Origin of the sequence: Aestuariibaculum sp. YM273, assembly GCF_030908365.1 — a bacterium.
Lineage (GTDB): Bacteria > Bacteroidota > Bacteroidia > Flavobacteriales > Flavobacteriaceae > Aestuariibaculum > Aestuariibaculum marinum.
Genome location: NZ_CP133090.1, coordinates 1,626,850 through 1,643,882, shown reverse-complemented (window position 1 = coordinate 1,643,882; position 17,033 = coordinate 1,626,850). Strand labels below are relative to the sequence as shown.

The window sequence follows — 17,033 nt, the reverse complement described above, 5'->3', positions numbered from 1 at the left end:
TCCTAACACCCTAATAATTAAAAATTAAATTTTTACTTTATTTTGTTGATATATTCTAAAGAACTAAGTATGATTACCTTAATAAACAAAAAGTCTCTACCAATTTTATTCGCTATTATCTGGAGTTTTAACACAATAACTGCACAACAATTAGAAAACGATTTCTGGAAACATGTAAGGTTTGGAGGTGGTGTGGGTTTAAGTTTTGGTAATGGCTTTTTTAGCGGAACACTTGCTCCTAGTGCTCTTTATGAATTTAACAACAACTTTGCTCTGGGAGTAGGTTTAAATGTCACCTACAATAGAAGCAAAGACTTCTATAAATCAACCATTTTTGGCGGTAGTTTAATTAGTTTATACAGTCCGATTAACACCATTCAAATGTCTGCTGAATTTGAAGAACTTTATGTAAGCAGAAAATACGACAATCACCTTAACTTTGCAGACGACAGCTATTGGTACCCTGCCCTGTTTTTAGGTGCTGGTTACAGAAATCGCAACGTTACTTTTGGTATTCGCTACGACGTACTTTACGACAGGAACAAAAGTATTTACGCCGACCCATGGGCACCATTTGTAAGAGTGTATTTTTAAAAATCACTTCCAAACCACTGCTTATTCAAATAAATATGTAAAATGTAATTTTTGTCACATTTATATCCTTGATTTATCACTACTTTTGCGGCGTGATTAAAAACTTGGCACAAAAAACAACTGCATTTATACTAATAGTTATTCTATTAGCACACAACATCAATACGTTGATTATTGTAGTTGACTTTATTGCAAATCAGGATTTTATTGCAAAAACGCTTTGTATTCAAAAGGATAATCAGCAAGGGTGTAATGGTAAATGTCATTTACAAAAGCAACTGGCTCAAAACGAGACAAACTCCGATAAAAACACTCCTTTAACCGAAAACAAACGTACGGTATTAGATGCATTTTACATTTCCAACATCAATACCATTACATCTGAAAATACTTTTAACGCAACAGCTCAACAAAAGCTATTGTATAAAACACCTGCTGTTTACGAAAATACACTTTCGGTAGATACACCTCCTCCCAACATTTTGTAATTCATTCAAGAATATTTCGAGTTTCTAATTCTTCATTATATGACGAATTAGACAAACCTCTTATGCAAAAATTAAAATACTATTACCGTATAGCTGTAAAGTTTATACAACATCTTGCTATACACGAAATTGAATTACAAAAATGAAACTTACACATATATACCCCCTTATCCTTATTGCCTTATTTTCTGTTGGTTGCTCTACTGATAACGACGACAATATTATTAATGAATTATATAACCTTATTAAAGTTCAAGACCTATCAAACGACACACATACCATTGAAGTTTACACTAAAACAGGGACATTCCACACCGGTTACAATGCTATTAGTGTTAGAATTTTAGATAACACTACAAATAAGTATCTTGAAAATGCTTCCATTGACTGGGTGCCGGTTATGCAAATGCCAACCATGCAACATTCTTGTCCTAAATCTGATATATCAAAAACCTCTGATAAAGCAACACTTTACGAAGGTTATATCATTTATCAAATGACCAATACCGATGGTTCCGGCTGGTCGTTAACCTTCAATTACACCATTAATGATGTAATGTATACCGTTACCGACACCATTACCGTTTTACAAAGCGAATTACAAAATGTAAGCAGCTTTATGGGCAGTGATGACAAACGCTATGTTATTGCTTTTATTGAACCAACAACCCCTATTATTGGCATTAACGATTTGATTATTGGTGTTTATAATATGGAATCTATGATGTCGTTCCCATCTGTAGAAAATTACACCTTAACCCTTGACCCAAGAATGCCTGGCATGGGTAACCATAGCTCACCAAACAACACCGATTTAACGTATACTAGCAGCGATAGTATGTACCATGCCGATTTATCATTAACTATGACCGGATATTGGGTGCTAAACCTAAAACTGATTAACTCCGAAGACACTGTTTTAAAAGGTGAAACTGTTACCGAAACAAACACACAAAGCAGCTTATATCTCGAATTAGAATTTTAAATACAAATAGCATCGTGTTTCATACAGCACGATGCTATTCTTTAAAAAATTTACAGATGAAAAAGTTCATCATTCTTTTATTGTGCTATATATGCACGTGTCTTATTTATAGCCAAGAAAACAACACGATTATAAAAAAAGACACCACGCAGTTAAATGAAGTTATATTAATAGGCACCAGAAACCTGAGCAATTATCGCCAGGAAAAAACCTTATCGAGCATTGACGATTACTTGGAAAAATCGAATAAGATAACCATGATAAAACGTGGAAACTATGCCTGGGAGCCTACCTTAAATAATATGACAAGCGAACGCCTGAATGTCACCATTGACGGCATGCAAATTTTTGGTGCCTGCACCGATAAAATGGATCCCATAACCTCTTATGTCGATGTTTCAAACCTTAAACTGGTTACTGTAAACTCAGGGCAGGAAGGCACCGAAAACGGACATAATATTGGGGGTGCCATCGATTTGCAATTGCCAGAATCTAAATTTAATAATTCGGGATTAAGATCGAGTGTCGACTTAGGTTACGAAACCAACGGCAACTACAAAACTGCGGGTCTAGAATTTGAATATTCAAATGAAAAATTCTACCTCAACACCGATGGCATTTACCGAAAATCGGATAATTATGATGCAGGAAACAACACCGAAGTTCTCTTTTCACAATTTGAAAAATATAATGTTTCCGCTCAGGGAGGTTACAAATTATCAAACAACACAAGTATTGATGCCAACATTATTTACGATAAAGCTACAGACATTGGTTATCCGGCACTCCCGATGGATGTTTCTTTAGCAGAAGCTTTGATTACATCCCTAACTTATAATTACCAAAGCAACCTAAGTTATATTAAATCTTGGGAAACCAAATTGTATTTTAATACCGTTACGCATATTATGGACGACTCTAAACGCCCCGATGTCCCTATTCGTATGGACATGCCTGGTTGGAGCGACACTTACGGTTTTTACAGTAAATTAAAACTCGTTGAAAACAAACATCAATTGCATTTTAACCTCAACGGATTTTACAATCGCTCCTTAGCTGAAATGACCATGTACCCAAACGACTCTAATCAGCCCAGTATGTTTATGTACACCTGGCCGGATATTAGAACATTATACAGCGGTTTTTATATTAAAGATCATTACACATTAAACGATTCAGAATCGATAAACACTTCAGTTCGATTAGGGTTTCACAATAATACCATTGCCAAAGATGAAGGTGTTGAAAGTCTAAAAATTTTCTACCCGAATACAACCGATTCTAAAAATCGATTCCTAACATCGGTCGCGTCAAATTATCATTTACATAAAAACGATTATCAGTTATCTTTTGGTTTGGGCTATGGCGAACGCGCCCCGTCGGTTAGCGAAGGTTACGGCTTTTTCCTTTATAATAGTTTTGACAATTTCGATTATATCGGAAATCCGAATCTAAAAAATGAAAAGTCGATAGAAGCGAATATAAAAGCCAATTACCAATTTGGTGATTTTACAATAGGTCTGGAGTCATCGTATTTTCATATTAAAGACTATATCATTGGAGAAATTGATCCCAGTTCAACTTCTATGACGATTGGAGCGAATGGTGTAAAGCTTTATACCGCTTTAGATTATGCTTCAATTTTCGATATCTATTTAAATACCGACTTCCAATTTAATAATCAATTTTCTATCAACACATCATTAGGCTATAACCACGGAAAAGGGAGTAACAACGAACATCTACCCCTTATTAAACCTTTATCGTATTTAGCTGAATTAACCTATGCAACAACGCATTTTAATGCTGCTTTACAATTTGAAGGTAATGGCAACCAAAGCAACTACAGTAGTTTTTACGGCGAAACCGAAACCGCGCCTTACGGTGTTTTAAACTTAAATCTCGGAAATATGTATTATTTAAAAAGCAATAAACTGGTTTTAAAATATGGTATTGAAAACATTTTAGACACCTATTTTTCAACTTACGCCGATTGGAATAACATCCCTAGGCAAGGACGAAATTTTTACATTAACACCTCTTTTGTTTTCAATTAAACATAAAAAAGATAAATTGTCATTCTGAATTCATTTCAGAATCCCAAAGCATTCGTTTTCAGACGTAGTTAGAATCTGAAACGAGTTCAGATTGACAATATTTATTAAGAAAATTTACTGATATTTATGTCTAAACCAGACTTTCTGCCATTCCCGTTTTAAAATTAAAAACGTAACCGCTTCAGATAGTTTTAAAACATCACTCCCATCGAGCTCCTTGACTTGTTTTTCTGAAACATCGATGATATAAAGTAGATTTAAATAATCGACAAATTTTTCCTGAATAAGCTTATAAACAGTCTCGTGAAGCATCAACTTTAAACTGGAAGGCAAAATATCTTCATGAAAATCTAAATCTATATTCGCCAGTAAAAAATCTTTATTTAACTGCACCACCAACTTACTATACAAGTCTAACTTGTTAGCTTCGTCAATTAAATCCTCAAATGTGGAAGGCAACTGCATTATACGTTTCTATTCATTAAACTTGAACCAAAAGCCTTTAGTACGACCTTATTATCTTCCGAAATATTAAGTGTTTCTAAAACCCTAAACGCCTTGTTGGTATAATTTTCAATTTCTTGTCTGGTCACTTGGGCTGCACCACTAGATTGGAATATTTTTTTTGCAGTTTCTATCTTATCGGAAGGATCACTCGGACTTAAACTGAATAAATGCTGAAGCTCTAGTTTATTATCTTCAGAAGCAAACTCTACTGCTTTAATGTATAAATAGGTCTTTTTATTCTCAATAATATCACCACCTACCTGTTTACCAAACGTTTTAGGGTCTCCAAACGCATCTAAATAATCATCTTGCAACTGGAATGCAATGCCTAAATTTTTACCAAACTCATAGATTGCTTTTTGATCTTCTTCTGAAGCTTTTGCAACAATAGCCCCCATTTGCATCGCTGCCCCCACGAGAACCGCAGTTTTGTATTCAATCATTTTTAAATACTCCGGAATAGTCACATCGTCACGAGTTTCAAAATCCACATCGTATTGCTGACCTTCACAAACCTCAAGCGCTGTTTTGCTAAATAATTTCGCTAATGCCTGAAACACCATAGGTTCGTAATTTTCGAATAACTGGTAAGCCATAATTAACATGGCGTCTCCCGATAATATCCCGGTATTTACATCCCATTTTTCATGAACGGTCTCCTGACCGCGTCTTAACGGTGCATCGTCCATAATATCGTCATGTACTAACGAGAAATTATGAAACACTTCAATACTCAATGCCGCATCTAAAGCCAATTTATAATCAACATTAAACGCTTCGGCCGTCATTAATGTCAACACCGGACGTAAACGCTTACCTCCTAATTGTAAAATATAATTTATTGGATTATACAGAGAAACAGGTTCGCGATGTTTAGTAAACCCCTCTAAGTGCGACGTTACAGCGTCCTGATAAAATAGTACATTTTGCATTCAGCAAAATAAAGTAATTGCTCTAACTAATGCAACCAATTTAAATTCAATATTAAAAAACTGTTAAAACTTAGGAAACTTTTTTTGTTTTTAAAGTTTCTTAGCTTAGTTTTGCGCTGATTATGAAAGACGATATTCTAAAAACAGCAGCAGATTTATTCTTAAACTACGGGTTTAAGAGTGTGACAATGGACGAGCTTGCCAATGCCCTTGGCATGTCAAAAAAAACGCTTTATCAATATTTCGCAAACAAAAATGATCTAGTTGAAGAGACGACTTTATACATGTATCATACCATTCAAACAGGAATCAATGATATTATCATGCAGGACAGATCGCCTATTGAAGAGCTTTATGAAATTAAGCGATTTGTTATGAAGCATCTTAAAGATGAAAAATCATCTCCTCAATTTCAACTTCAAAAATATTACCCGAAGATCTATGCCGATTTAATGGAAAAACAATCCTGCGTTATGGGCGATTGTGTAATTAGCAACCTAAATCGCGGTATCCAATTAGGATTATACAGAGACAACTTAGACAAAGAGTTTATCTCAAAAATTTATTTCAACTGCATGATATCGTTAAAGGACAAAGAATTATTCCCTTTAAACAACTTCTCCATGCAAACCTTAATGAACAATTATTTAGAATACCATTTACGCGGTATATGCACTCAAAAAGGTCTTGAATACTTAACAGAATACTTAAACAACAATCAATCATAAAATGAAACAACATCTAATACTATTATTTAGTTTATTGCTTTCTATATCCTTGTTTGCCCAGGAACAATCGTATGCTTTTAGTTTAGAAGAAGCCATTAATTTTGCGATTGAAAACAATAGAACAGCCATAAACGCTGCAAAAGATATTGAAGCTGCAGAAAAACAAAAATGGGAAACTACAGCTACCGGATTACCACAATTAAATGCTTCGGTAGACTATCAGAACTTCCTGAAACAGCAGGTTTCTTTAATTCCTGCGGAAGCTTTTGGAGGAAATCCCGGAGAGTTTGAAGAGGTGGTTTTTGGCACGAAACAAAACATGACCGCAACCGCAACCATCACACAAAAAATATTCGATGGTTCGTATATTGTGGGGTTACAATCAGCTAAAGTGTATTTAGATATTTCTAAAAATGCCAAACAAAAAACCGATTTAGAAATCAGAAAAGCAGTTATCAACGCCTACGGCAATGTTCTTCTAGCCGAAGAAAGCTTAACGCTTTTAAATAAAGACCGTAAAATTTTAGAAGACAACGTTAACGATACTTCTAAAATGTTTGAAAATGGTTTAGAGGAAGAAGAAAGCGTTGAGCAATTACAAATTACCCTTTCCGGCTTAATGAGTAATCTAAACAAAACCGAACGTTTAAAAGTGTTAGCTTACCAAATGTTAAACATTACCTTAGGTTTAGATATTAACGCCAACACGACGTTAACCGATAAGTTAGAAATGCTAACCGCTCAAAACATCAGTTTAGAACTGTTAAGCACCGATGAAAATATTGAAAACAACATCGATTATAAAATTGCTGAAAACTCTAAAGTTTCACAAGAATTACTTTTAAAACTTGAGAAAAGTAAAGCCATGCCAACACTTAATGCTTTTTTAAACGGCGGATATTCCGGGTTTTCTAATAGCTTTAATTTTTTAAGTAAAGACCAGGAATGGTTTGGAACTTCGTTGTTTGGAGTAAGTTTAAACATTCCTATTTTTAGTTCTTTAGGAAGAACTGCTGCCACAGCGCGTGTAAAAATCGATCTTGAAAAAGCTGAAAACGATTTAAAGGAAACTGAACAACAATTAAAACTTCAAATCGCCTCTGCCAAAAGTGAATACCAGTTCGCTATAGAAGATTATGAAAACAAAAAACTGAATTTAAATCTTGCCGAACGCATCGAAAGTAAAAACCAAACCAAGTTTTTTGAAGGTATTGGCTCTAGTTTCGATTTGCGTCAGGCACAAACTCAATTATACAACGCTCAACAAGAATTTCTACAAGCCATGCTTGACGTAATAAATACCAAGGCAGAGTTAGAAACCATCTTAAACACCGTTCAAATCAATTAATCAATCAAAAGAAAATTTCAATTTCCAATGAAAAACATATATTCATTATTCATAGTAAGTATTCTGTTGGTCTCTTGTGGAGGCGAGAAGAAAAGAAACTCTGTTGAAAAAGTTTTAGAGAGCAATAATCTAACTACAATTCGTGCAAAACGTGCGGAGTTGGTTAGTGACCAGCAAACTTTAAACTCTAAAATTAAACTTTTAGACGAAGCTATTTCAAAATTAGATACCGTAAAACACGTCCCTTTAATTACAGCTTTTGAAGCTAAAACTGAAGTTTTTAATCATACATTAGAAATTCAAGGTAATGTTACCACTAAAAACTTATTGGTTATCACACCTGAATACAATGGTATTTTAACAAATGTTTACGTTAAAGAAGGACAAAAAGTAAGCAAAGGGCAGTTACTTGCTAAAATTGACGATGGTGGTTTAAGTCAACAATTAGCGCAGCTTAAAATTCAAACCGATTTAGCAAAAACCACGTTCGAACGTCAAAAGCGCTTATGGGAACAGAACATTGGAAGTGAAATACAGTACTTACAAGCAAAATCGAGTTACGAGTCGCAAACCGAAGCGGTAAACCAATTAGAACAACAAGTTGCTAAAACAAAGGTAACCGCTCCATTTTCGGGAACTATTGATGATGTAATTACAGAACAAGGAAGTGTTGTTGCCGCCGGACAATCTCAATTAATGCGTTTGGTAAACCTGGATGACATGTATATTGAAACCGACATTCCAGAACGCTACATTGCCGATGTTACCAAAGGCAAAAACGTGGTTGTAGATTTTCCTATTTTAGGCACAACTGTTGAAACTAAAATACGTCAGGCAGGCGATTATATCAACCCTAATAACCGTACGTTTAAAGTTGAAATTGGTATTCCAAATAAAGACAAATCTATTAAGCCTAACTTAACAGCAAGACTTAAAATTAACGATTATACTAACGAAAACGCCTTATTAATTCCGCAAAGCATCATTTCAGAAAATGCTAACGGCGAACAATATGTTTATGTAATTTCTAACAAAAACGATAAAAATATTGGCGTAGCAAATCGTGTTATTATCACCACTGGTAAAACTCAAGGCGATGTTATTGAAGTTTTAAGCGGTATAGAAAACGGAACTGAAATTGTTCAGGAAGGTGCTCGTAGCGTTAAAGACGGGCAATCGGTTCAAATCATTAACTACTAAACCAAACCTATAATGTCAAAAAACAAAAAAAGCATCTATAAAGAATTTGGTTTCTCTTCTTGGGCGATAAACAATAAGACCACGATGTACGTGCTTATTCTTGTCATTTTCTATTTAGGAGTTGCAGCCTTTTTCGATATGCCTCGAGAAAGTTTCCCTGAGGTTAATGAAACTAAAATATATGTCAGCTCAGTTTTCCCTGGAAACACGGCCGAAGACATCGAAAAATTAATTACCGACCCACTGGAAGACCGTTTAAAAACGGTAAGTAATGTGGTAGAAATTACCTCAACATCTCAGGAAGATTACGGGATGTTAATGGTAGAATTCGATGAGAATATTTCGGTTGAAGCTGCCAAACAAAAGGTAAAAGATGAAATAGATCAGGAAACATCAAGTGAAGACTGGCCAACCTTTAACGGCGCCAAAGTCGAGCCCGATGTTTTTGAGTTGAGCCTTTCAGAAGAAATGCCAATTCTTAACATTAATATTTCGGGAGATTACCCTATTGAAAAATTAAAAGAATACGGCGAATACCTTCAGGATGAAATTGAAGATTTAGCAGAGATTAAAAAAGCTGATATTCGCGGTGCTCAGGAAAAAGAAGTTGAAGTTGCGGTAGACATTTATAAAATGATGGCTGCGAAGGTAACTTTTAGCGACATCATCAATACCATTAATAATGGGAATATGACTATGTCTGCCGGAAACTTAAAAGCCAGCGGACAACGTAGAACCATTCGTATTATTGGTGAAATTGAAAAACCTTCAGAGCTTGAAAACTTTGTGGTAAAATCTGAAAATGGTCATGCCATTTATTTAAAAGATGTAGCCGTTGTAAAGTTTAAAGAAGAAGACAGGACCACCTACGCAAGAGAATTTGGTGCCCCTGTAGTCATGCTGGATGTTAAAAAACGTGCTGGTAAAAACATGGTGGCAGCATCAGAACAAATACAAGTTATTGTAAAAGATGCTATTGAAAATGTATTCCCTGCAGACTTAAACGTTTCTATTACTAACGACCAGTCTGAAAAAACCATTGGTCAGGTAGACGATTTAGTAAACAACATTATTTTCGGAGTCCTTTTAGTAGTTACCGTTTTAATGTTCTTCTTAGGGTTCAAAAATGCCATTTTCGTAGGTTTTGCTATCCCAATGTCGATGTTCATGTCTATCATGATTCTTAACGGACTAGGTTATAGTTTGAACACAATGGTACTGTTCGGGTTAATTATGGGACTTGGAATGCTGGTAGACAACGGTATTGTAGTTGTTGAGAACGTTTACCGCTTAATGGACGAAGAAGGCATGAGCCGCATACGTGCTGCCAAAGAAGGTATTGGAGAGATTGCATTCCCTATTATTATTTCAACTGCTACAACAGTAGGTGCCTTTATTCCGTTGGGATTATGGCCAGGAATTATGGGTGAATTCATGATGATTTTACCTATCACACTTTCAGTGGTTTTAGGATCCTCTTTATTTGTTGCCATCTTCTTCAACTCGGTAATGGTATCAGAATTCATGACCATTGAAGATAAAGACATGCCGTTAAAACGCATTGTAAGAATGTCGGTTATTATGCTGGTGCTTGGTTTTATAGTTGTTTTTACCGGCGGAGCTTATCGCGGTTTAGGAACTTTAATGATTGTAACAGTTGGGTTGCTATGGATTTACCGTTTATTCTTGCGCAAAGCTGCCAATCATTTCCAAAACCACACCCTTGTAAAGTTAGAGCGTTTATATGAAAAGCAATTACGTTGGGCGCTTTCTGGTAAAATGCCATATATTATAAGTTTTGGGACCTTCGGTTTATTAATTCTTTCATTCATGGCGTTTGGATGGTCATTAAAAGAGCAACGTACCAAAGTGGAATTCTTCCCAGACAATAGACCAAATCAAATTATTGTATATATCGAATATCCACAAGGGACTGCTATTGAAAAGACCAATGCGATCACAAAGGAAATTGAACAACGCGTTTATAAGGTTTTAGACGATAGTCAATATAAAGATGGTGATTACAATTTCTTGGTAGAAAGCGCCGTTTCGCAGGTTGGTGAAGGTGCCGGAAACCCTCAAACCGACGGAGGTTCGACAGCCGAAATGCCACATAAAGCTAAAATTACGGCTTCGATGCGTGAATTTAAATACCGCCGGGGTGCCGATAGTGAATTGTTACGACAAAAAGTACAGGAAAGTCTGGTTGGCGTTTATCCGGGAGTCTTAATTTCAGTTGAAAAAGACGCTAAAGGACCACCAGCTGGAGCTCCAATTAACATTGAAATTGAAGGTGACGATTATAACGAGTTAATCGCTACTGCCGAAAGTATGCGTCAGTTTATTAATTCAAAAAATATTCCAGGTATCGATGAACTTAAAATTGATGTGAATAAAGATAAACCATCAATGAAAGTGATTATCGACAGAAAGAAAGCTGGAGAGTTAGGAATAAGCGCTGCACAAATCGGACAGCAGTTACGTAATTCTATTTTCGGGTCTAAAGCCGGAATTTACAAAGAGGATGGCGATGATTACGATATTTATGTACGTTTTAACGAAGCGAACAGATATAACAAAAGTGCCTTATTCAATCAGAATATTACTTTCAGAACGAATACAGGTCAGCTTAAAGAAATCCCGTTATCGGCTGTAGCAAGTCATGAAAACACCTCAGGATTTAGTGCCATTAAACATATCGACACCAAACGTGTAGTTACTGTATATTCGGCATTGTCTCCAGGATATACTGATGCCGGGGCCATTGTAACTCAAATTCAGAATGAAATGAAGAGTTATGAAGGTTTACCTGAAACTATAAAAGTGGATTACACCGGACAAATTGAAGAGCAAAACAAACAGATGAAATTCTTAGTTGGAGCGTTCTTTACCGGTCTTGGATTAATCTTCTTTATTTTAATCTTCCAGTTTAATTCAGTTTCAAAACCTGCCATTATCATGCTGGCTATATTCTTAAGTTTTATTGGAGTATTCGGCGGACTGGTAATTACAGGAAAACCATTCGTTATCATGATGACCATGGTGGGAATCATCTCGCTCGCTGGAATTGTGGTAAATAATGGTGTGGTACTCCTCGATTATGCACAGCTTTTAATTGACCGGAGAAAACACGATTTAGATATCGATGGTAAAGAATATCTGGAAACTGAAGATTTATTTGAAAGTATTGTAAAAGCAGGTAAAGCACGTTTACGTCCGGTATTACTAACCGCTATTACAACAATTTTAGGACTTATCCCGTTAGCTATAGGATTAAACATTAACTTCTTTACATTGTTTAGTGAATTAAATCCGCATATTTATATGGGAGGTGACAACGTAGTTTTCTGGGGGCCATTAGCATGGACGGTAATTTACGGGTTATTTATAGCAACATTCTTAACCCTAATTGTAGTTCCTGTTTTATTCTTCTTAAGCATGAAGCTTAAAATGTGGTTCCGCAAAAAAATGCGTTCAGAAGATATTAACGATCAATTTAATGTGGTGACTAACACTCAAATTGAAGATTAATTAAAGTTTTATTTCTAAGCCTTAATTAATAGCAGAAAAGCCCTGACATTTGTCGGGGCTTTTTTTTTAGACTAATTCAAATATAAAAAATGGACTATTTCCATTCAAAATCGCCTTGTTCTACAGACCAATCATTTCCAAAAAAACCTGCACATTTTACTGCCGATGTTCCATTGATTAGCACTTCATCATCAAACAACAACACATCAGGAAACGTGGTGCCATTTACTAAATAATGATTCATATAAGCAGCCTTCATTCCTTTTTCTCCTGTAGCCGTAACCACACCAACACTTGCCGTATCACTATCTGGTCTAGGCACAATATAATACATACCCCATTGATCTCCCTTTAGTTGTTTTCCATTGAAGTTAACTTCATTGTTCTCTACTTGAATTGATGACTCTTTTAATAATTGATTCCATGCGGCATTATTCGATTTGTTACCATACAAAACGACATTACGGTTTGCATATTTAGACTTCGAAAAGTCAACATCTTTTACTAATTCTACCGAACCATTAGCACGATACCAAATCGTTTCGGCATCAAATCGCGCTCTGTTATAATACCAAATATTCTCCTCCTGACTACCTTTTGTAGCATAAACAAAAACCACATTATTTCTAAACGCATCTTTAAAACCACCATTTCTATGCGGTCCTTTTTCCTTTAAACTTGGTTTACCAGTTGTTTTCCATGTTCCATTTTCCTTCTTTAAAAATAATTTTTTATCACTTACAGGAATAGAAAATCCATCAACCAAAAGCTTGTCTTTAACCTCATCAAACTCACTTAAGTCTATTTCAATAAAAGTTACATTATCCGTTTTTAGAAGGTATTCATCCTCTTCCTTCGAAAAATTAAAGGAACTCACCTTAAAAGGAACTTCCTGCTGATGAATCGTTATAAAATGTGATTTTGAAGATACTCCAGGCGACCCTGTATAAAACTCCAGTTTATTCACATCTTGATTCACCGGAATGGTTCGCTCTTTAAACAAGTTGAAAATCGGAGGCCAATCGACACTATGGTTACCATACCAATGGGTTCCCTCCGGATATTCATAATATGTAAAATCATTATGAAATTCCCCTAATCGTTGTCTCATATCACGCGCAATATAAGTCGGCACCACATTATCTTTTTCTCCGTGTAAAATATAAACCCCATGATGTAAATAATTTCTAATCAACTGTAAAGTTCTACTTGGTGTTCCTGCTCTTTCTATAAGTGTTTCAACAGGATTCAACTGTGGCGCTTCCTGTAAACGACTTAACACTTTAGGGTTGACACCAAATGCCTGTAATTCATCTTCAGACATATTTAAAAGCCTGTTTAAAAATACATCACGATAAATTAATAAATCCGGATAACCGGCGCATGGTGCAATCGCAGCAAACTTGTCGGGATAAGTAGCTCCCAAATACCAGGAACCATGGCCTCCCATCGAGTGACCTGTTAAGTATATTTTTTGCGGATTGGGGTTATAAATATTCTTAGCATCCGCTAAAACCTCTAAGGCATCTAAACGCCCCAAGTCTTCCCAGGCATACCCAAACGGACGACGGTTGGTAGGTGCTATTAAATTACCCCAATCTTTTTGTTTATAAGCATTCGCCTGATTAACTGCTTCAACGGAAGCTCCGTGTACAGACAAAAACAAAGCGCCGTTAGTTAAAGTATCATTACTCGATGGAGCCACACTGTAATACTGCAAACTGCCGTCTATACCACTAATAAAGGTACGTTTGTGATGTGTGTGTTTCGACTTTACTTCCAATGGTATCGTTTTAATGTCATTTGAAACCTTATTTTTACTCATTAAGTTCAATGATAAATCATGAGATCCTAAAGCAGCATCTTCAGAGACATGAGGGATTGAAACTGGTATTTTACGAACACTCATAGGCGGAATATTAGGCAACTCGGTTTTAACAACCTTTCCATTAAAAGTCGCTTCAATGGTGTACTTTTCTAACCATTCCTCTGTTCCGTTTATAACTCTTATTGCCCCCTTAAAATCAATTGACTCCTCAACCAGAATATCGGGCATGGTTAAATCCCGTGTTGTAAACTGAATTTCTGATTTTGGCTGAATTAATCTGGCTCGAATTCTTGGAAAACGCCCTACCTTAAGCACAAATACATTCAATCCCTTTTTCAGTTTTAACGGAATCAGATTATATCCAAAATCGTAATGATCGCCTTCATGCGGCATGCCGTTAATCAATACCAAAGAATGCCCTGAAGCTTCAAACAATACTATCTTTTCAGTATTCGACTTATAGGTTAAACACACATAGCTGGAACGCAATTCTCTATCATTAAACGTGTTTGTTGTATCGACAGCCATGGTTTTCCAAACCATAGGTTCTCCTAAAAAATCGACATCAAAAACATCATCCTTTTTCGGTATGTAATTTTCACTCATTAAAAAGCGACTAAAAACAGGATCTTCGGGAAAAGATGATGAATTAAACTTGTAAGTAGGCACTTTTAATGTAAGTGCTTCTTTAAAAACATGAATCAACTTCCCTTCTTCTATCGTTTCTACTTTTTCCTTACCAAAATATTCTACAATATTCCCTGTTCTTTGCTGAGCCTGAACCTGAATTGAAACAAAAAATAAGACAATTAAACCCAAAGTCTTTCTAAACATAAGCATCTAAATTTTAAACTTTTAACTAAAGCTACCTTTTTATTTATCACATAAAATATCTTTTCGACTAATAACGCACCCACTCACCTAAACAACGCTAAATAAAATTCACTTTTACAGGATTATATTTTCATTGTATTCACTTAAAAAAACACTCTAAAAAATTCATACTCCATTGTATTTATTTAAATTTGCAACTCTAAAATTTCATTATGTACAGAAGTCATAATTGTGGTGAGTTAAACGCATCGCATATTAATAAAGAAGTAACCCTTGCAGGTTGGGTTCAAAAGTCTAGAGATAAAGGATTTATAGTTTGGGTAGATTTAAGAGACCGCTACGGTATTACCCAATTGGTATTTGATGAGGAGCGCACATCTAAAGACATGATGGAGCAGGCACAAAACCTTGGTCGTGAATTTGTTATTCAGGTTAAAGGAACTGTTATAGAACGTGCTTCTAAAAACCCGAATATTCCAACCGGAGATATTGAAATATTAGTTTCAGAATTAAACATTTTAAATGAAGCTAAATTACCACCGTTCACTATTGAAGACAAAACCGATGGTGGTGAAGATTTACGAATGAAATACCGCTATTTAGATATTCGTCGTAATCCGGTAAAAAATAATTTAATTTTCAGACATAAAGTAACACAGGAGGTTCGTAACTATTTATCTCAAGAAGGGTTTATAGAAGTAGAAACCCCTTACTTAATAAAATCAACACCCGAAGGTGCACGTGATTTCGTAGTTCCTTCTCGTATGAACGAAGGTCAGTTTTACGCCCTTCCGCAATCGCCACAAACCTTTAAGCAATTGCTTATGGTAGGCGGTATGGATAAATATTTCCAGATTGTAAAATGTTTTAGAGATGAAGATTTACGTGCCGATAGACAGCCTGAGTTTACACAGATAGACTGTGAAATGGCCTTTATTGAGCAAGAAGATATTTTAAATGCTTTTGAAGGATTAACACGCCACCTGCTTAAAGAAGTAAAAGGTATTGAGATTGATAAATTCCCGAGAATACAATACGACGATGCCATGCGTTTATACGGAAACGATAAACCAGACATTCGTTTTGGTATGGAGTTTGGCGAATTAAACGACCTGGCTCAACATAAAGATTTCGGTGTGTTTAATAGTGCCGAATTAGTTGTAGGTATTGCTGTTCCTGGAGGAAATAATTATACCAGAAAAGAAATCGATAAATTAATCGATTGGGTAAAACGCCCTCAAGTTGGTGCTTTAGGTATGGTTTACTGTCGTTGTAACGAAGATGGCACATTCAAATCATCAGTAGATAAATTCTACGATCAGGATGATTTAGCAAAATGGGCTGAAGTTACCGGAGCTAAAGCCGGCGATTTAATTTGTGTGCTTTCTGGTGATAAAAATAAAGTTCGTTCGCAATTAAGTGCCTTACGTATGGAATTAGCAGAACGTTTAGGTTTACGTAACCCAGAAGAGTTCGCTCCGCTTTGGGTAATGGACTTCCCATTATTAGAATGGGATGAAGACACCGAGCGTTACCATGCTATGCACCACCCCTTCACATCTCCTAAACCTGGTCAGTTAGAATTATTAAAAACTAATCCGGGTGACGTAAAAGCGAATGCTTACGATTTAGTATTAAATGGAAACGAAATCGGTGGAGGTTCTATTCGTATTCACGATAAAGAAACCCAATCGTTAATGTTCGACTATTTAGGATTTACCCCTGAAGAAGCGAAAGCGCAGTTCGGCTTCTTAATGGATGCCTTTCAATATGGCGCACCACCACACGGAGGGTTAGCCTTTGGTCTGGATAGATTGGTGTCAATTTTAGGCGGACAAGAAACCATTCGCGATTTTATCGCATTCCCTAAAAACAATGCAGGTCGCGATGTGATGATTGATGCCCCTGCGCCAATTGATGATACACAATTAACAGAGCTTAATTTAAAACTAAATATAAATCAATAATCTAAATCCTGCTTTTGCAGGATTTTTTGATAGC

12 protein-coding genes are annotated in these 17,033 nt (G+C 35.8%); 9 read left to right on the top strand and 3 right to left on the bottom strand.

The annotated features are described in order from the left end of the window. Positions 1-69 precede the first annotated feature (69 nt). The 4 genes from RBH94_RS07055 (at position 70) to RBH94_RS07040 (ending at position 4,124) form a co-directional block, all read left to right on the top strand. A complete protein-coding gene (locus RBH94_RS07055) occupies positions 70-594 on the top strand; it encodes an alpha-ketoglutarate decarboxylase (protein WP_307882988.1) in 525 nt (174 codons plus the stop codon). 104 nt (positions 595-698) lie between these two features. After that, positions 699-1,082 carry a hypothetical protein gene (locus tag RBH94_RS07050; protein ID WP_307882987.1) on the top strand — a complete coding sequence of 128 codons (384 nt, stop codon included), beginning with the start codon at positions 699-701 and terminating at the stop codon, positions 1,080-1,082. Positions 1,083-1,224: 142 nt separating this feature from the next. Continuing rightward, on the top strand, positions 1,225-2,067 hold the full coding sequence (locus tag RBH94_RS07045; protein WP_307882986.1) for a hypothetical protein: 843 nt from the start codon (positions 1,225-1,227) through the stop codon (positions 2,065-2,067). A gap of 56 nt (positions 2,068-2,123) precedes the next feature. Continuing rightward, entirely contained in the window at positions 2,124-4,124 is a 2,001-nt protein-coding gene (locus RBH94_RS07040) for a TonB-dependent siderophore receptor (protein WP_307882985.1), read from the top strand. 114 nt (positions 4,125-4,238) lie between these two features. Here RBH94_RS07040 and RBH94_RS07035 read toward each other — a convergent pair whose 3' ends face one another. Both RBH94_RS07035 and RBH94_RS07030 read right to left on the bottom strand, forming a co-directional pair. Further along, entirely contained in the window at positions 4,239-4,589 is a 351-nt protein-coding gene (locus RBH94_RS07035; protein WP_307882984.1) for a hypothetical protein, read from the bottom strand. Continuing rightward, a complete protein-coding gene (locus RBH94_RS07030; RefSeq protein WP_307882983.1) occupies positions 4,589-5,563 on the bottom strand; it encodes a polyprenyl synthetase family protein in 975 nt (324 codons plus the stop codon). The genes RBH94_RS07035 and RBH94_RS07030 overlap by 1 nt, the downstream gene beginning before the upstream one ends. 122 nt (positions 5,564-5,685) lie before the next feature. Here RBH94_RS07030 and RBH94_RS07025 point away from each other — a divergent pair, with 122 nt between their 5' ends. From RBH94_RS07025 to RBH94_RS07010, 4 genes are read left to right on the top strand one after another with little or no spacing between them, the layout of a single operon-like run. Then, positions 5,686-6,291 (top strand): TetR/AcrR family transcriptional regulator, encoded by a 606-nt coding sequence (locus tag RBH94_RS07025; protein ID WP_307882982.1) that lies wholly within the window; start codon positions 5,686-5,688, stop codon positions 6,289-6,291. A gap of 1 nt (position 6,292) precedes the next feature. Next, positions 6,293-7,639 carry a TolC family protein gene (locus tag RBH94_RS07020; RefSeq protein ID WP_307882981.1) on the top strand — a complete coding sequence of 449 codons (1,347 nt, stop codon included), beginning with the start codon at positions 6,293-6,295 and terminating at the stop codon, positions 7,637-7,639. Positions 7,640-7,666: 27 nt separating this feature from the next. Further along, positions 7,667-8,839, top strand: a complete 1,173-nt coding sequence (locus RBH94_RS07015) for an efflux RND transporter periplasmic adaptor subunit (RefSeq protein ID WP_307882980.1) — start codon at positions 7,667-7,669, stop codon at positions 8,837-8,839. 12 nt (positions 8,840-8,851) lie between these two features. Next, complete coding sequence (locus tag RBH94_RS07010; protein WP_307882979.1) at positions 8,852-12,370, top strand: efflux RND transporter permease subunit; 3,519 nt, start codon at positions 8,852-8,854, stop codon at positions 12,368-12,370. Positions 12,371-12,464: 94 nt separating this feature from the next. Here the strand turns inward: RBH94_RS07010 and RBH94_RS07005 are convergent, their stop codons facing one another. Further along, on the bottom strand, positions 12,465-15,032 hold the full coding sequence (locus RBH94_RS07005) for an alpha/beta hydrolase-fold protein (protein ID WP_307882978.1): 2,568 nt from the start codon (positions 15,030-15,032) through the stop codon (positions 12,465-12,467). A gap of 212 nt (positions 15,033-15,244) precedes the next feature. On the opposite strand from RBH94_RS07005, the gene aspS reads away from it, so the two are divergent. Further along, positions 15,245-16,999, top strand: a complete 1,755-nt coding sequence (gene aspS / locus RBH94_RS07000) for an aspartate--tRNA ligase (protein WP_307882977.1) — start codon at positions 15,245-15,247, stop codon at positions 16,997-16,999. The last annotated feature ends 34 nt before the right edge of the window (positions 17,000-17,033 follow it).

Coding starts and splice junctions, on each gene's coding strand:
- RBH94_RS07055 (WP_307882988.1), top strand. CDS start 70: ATGATTACCTTAATAAACAAAAAGTCTCTACCAATTTTATTCGCTATT.
- RBH94_RS07045 (WP_307882986.1), top strand. CDS start 1,225: ATGAAACTTACACATATATACCCCCTTATCCTTATTGCCTTATTTTCT.
- RBH94_RS07040 (WP_307882985.1), top strand. CDS start 2,124: ATGAAAAAGTTCATCATTCTTTTATTGTGCTATATATGCACGTGTCTT.
- RBH94_RS07035 (WP_307882984.1), bottom strand. CDS start 4,589: ATGCAGTTGCCTTCCACATTTGAGGATTTAATTGACGAAGCTAACAAG.
- RBH94_RS07030 (WP_307882983.1), bottom strand. CDS start 5,563: ATGCAAAATGTACTATTTTATCAGGACGCTGTAACGTCGCACTTAGAG.
- RBH94_RS07025 (WP_307882982.1), top strand. CDS start 5,686: ATGAAAGACGATATTCTAAAAACAGCAGCAGATTTATTCTTAAACTAC.
- RBH94_RS07020 (WP_307882981.1), top strand. CDS start 6,293: ATGAAACAACATCTAATACTATTATTTAGTTTATTGCTTTCTATATCC.
- RBH94_RS07015 (WP_307882980.1), top strand. CDS start 7,667: ATGAAAAACATATATTCATTATTCATAGTAAGTATTCTGTTGGTCTCT.
- RBH94_RS07010 (WP_307882979.1), top strand. CDS start 8,852: ATGTCAAAAAACAAAAAAAGCATCTATAAAGAATTTGGTTTCTCTTCT.
- RBH94_RS07005 (WP_307882978.1), bottom strand. CDS start 15,032: ATGTTTAGAAAGACTTTGGGTTTAATTGTCTTATTTTTTGTTTCAATT.
- aspS (WP_307882977.1), top strand. CDS start 15,245: ATGTACAGAAGTCATAATTGTGGTGAGTTAAACGCATCGCATATTAAT.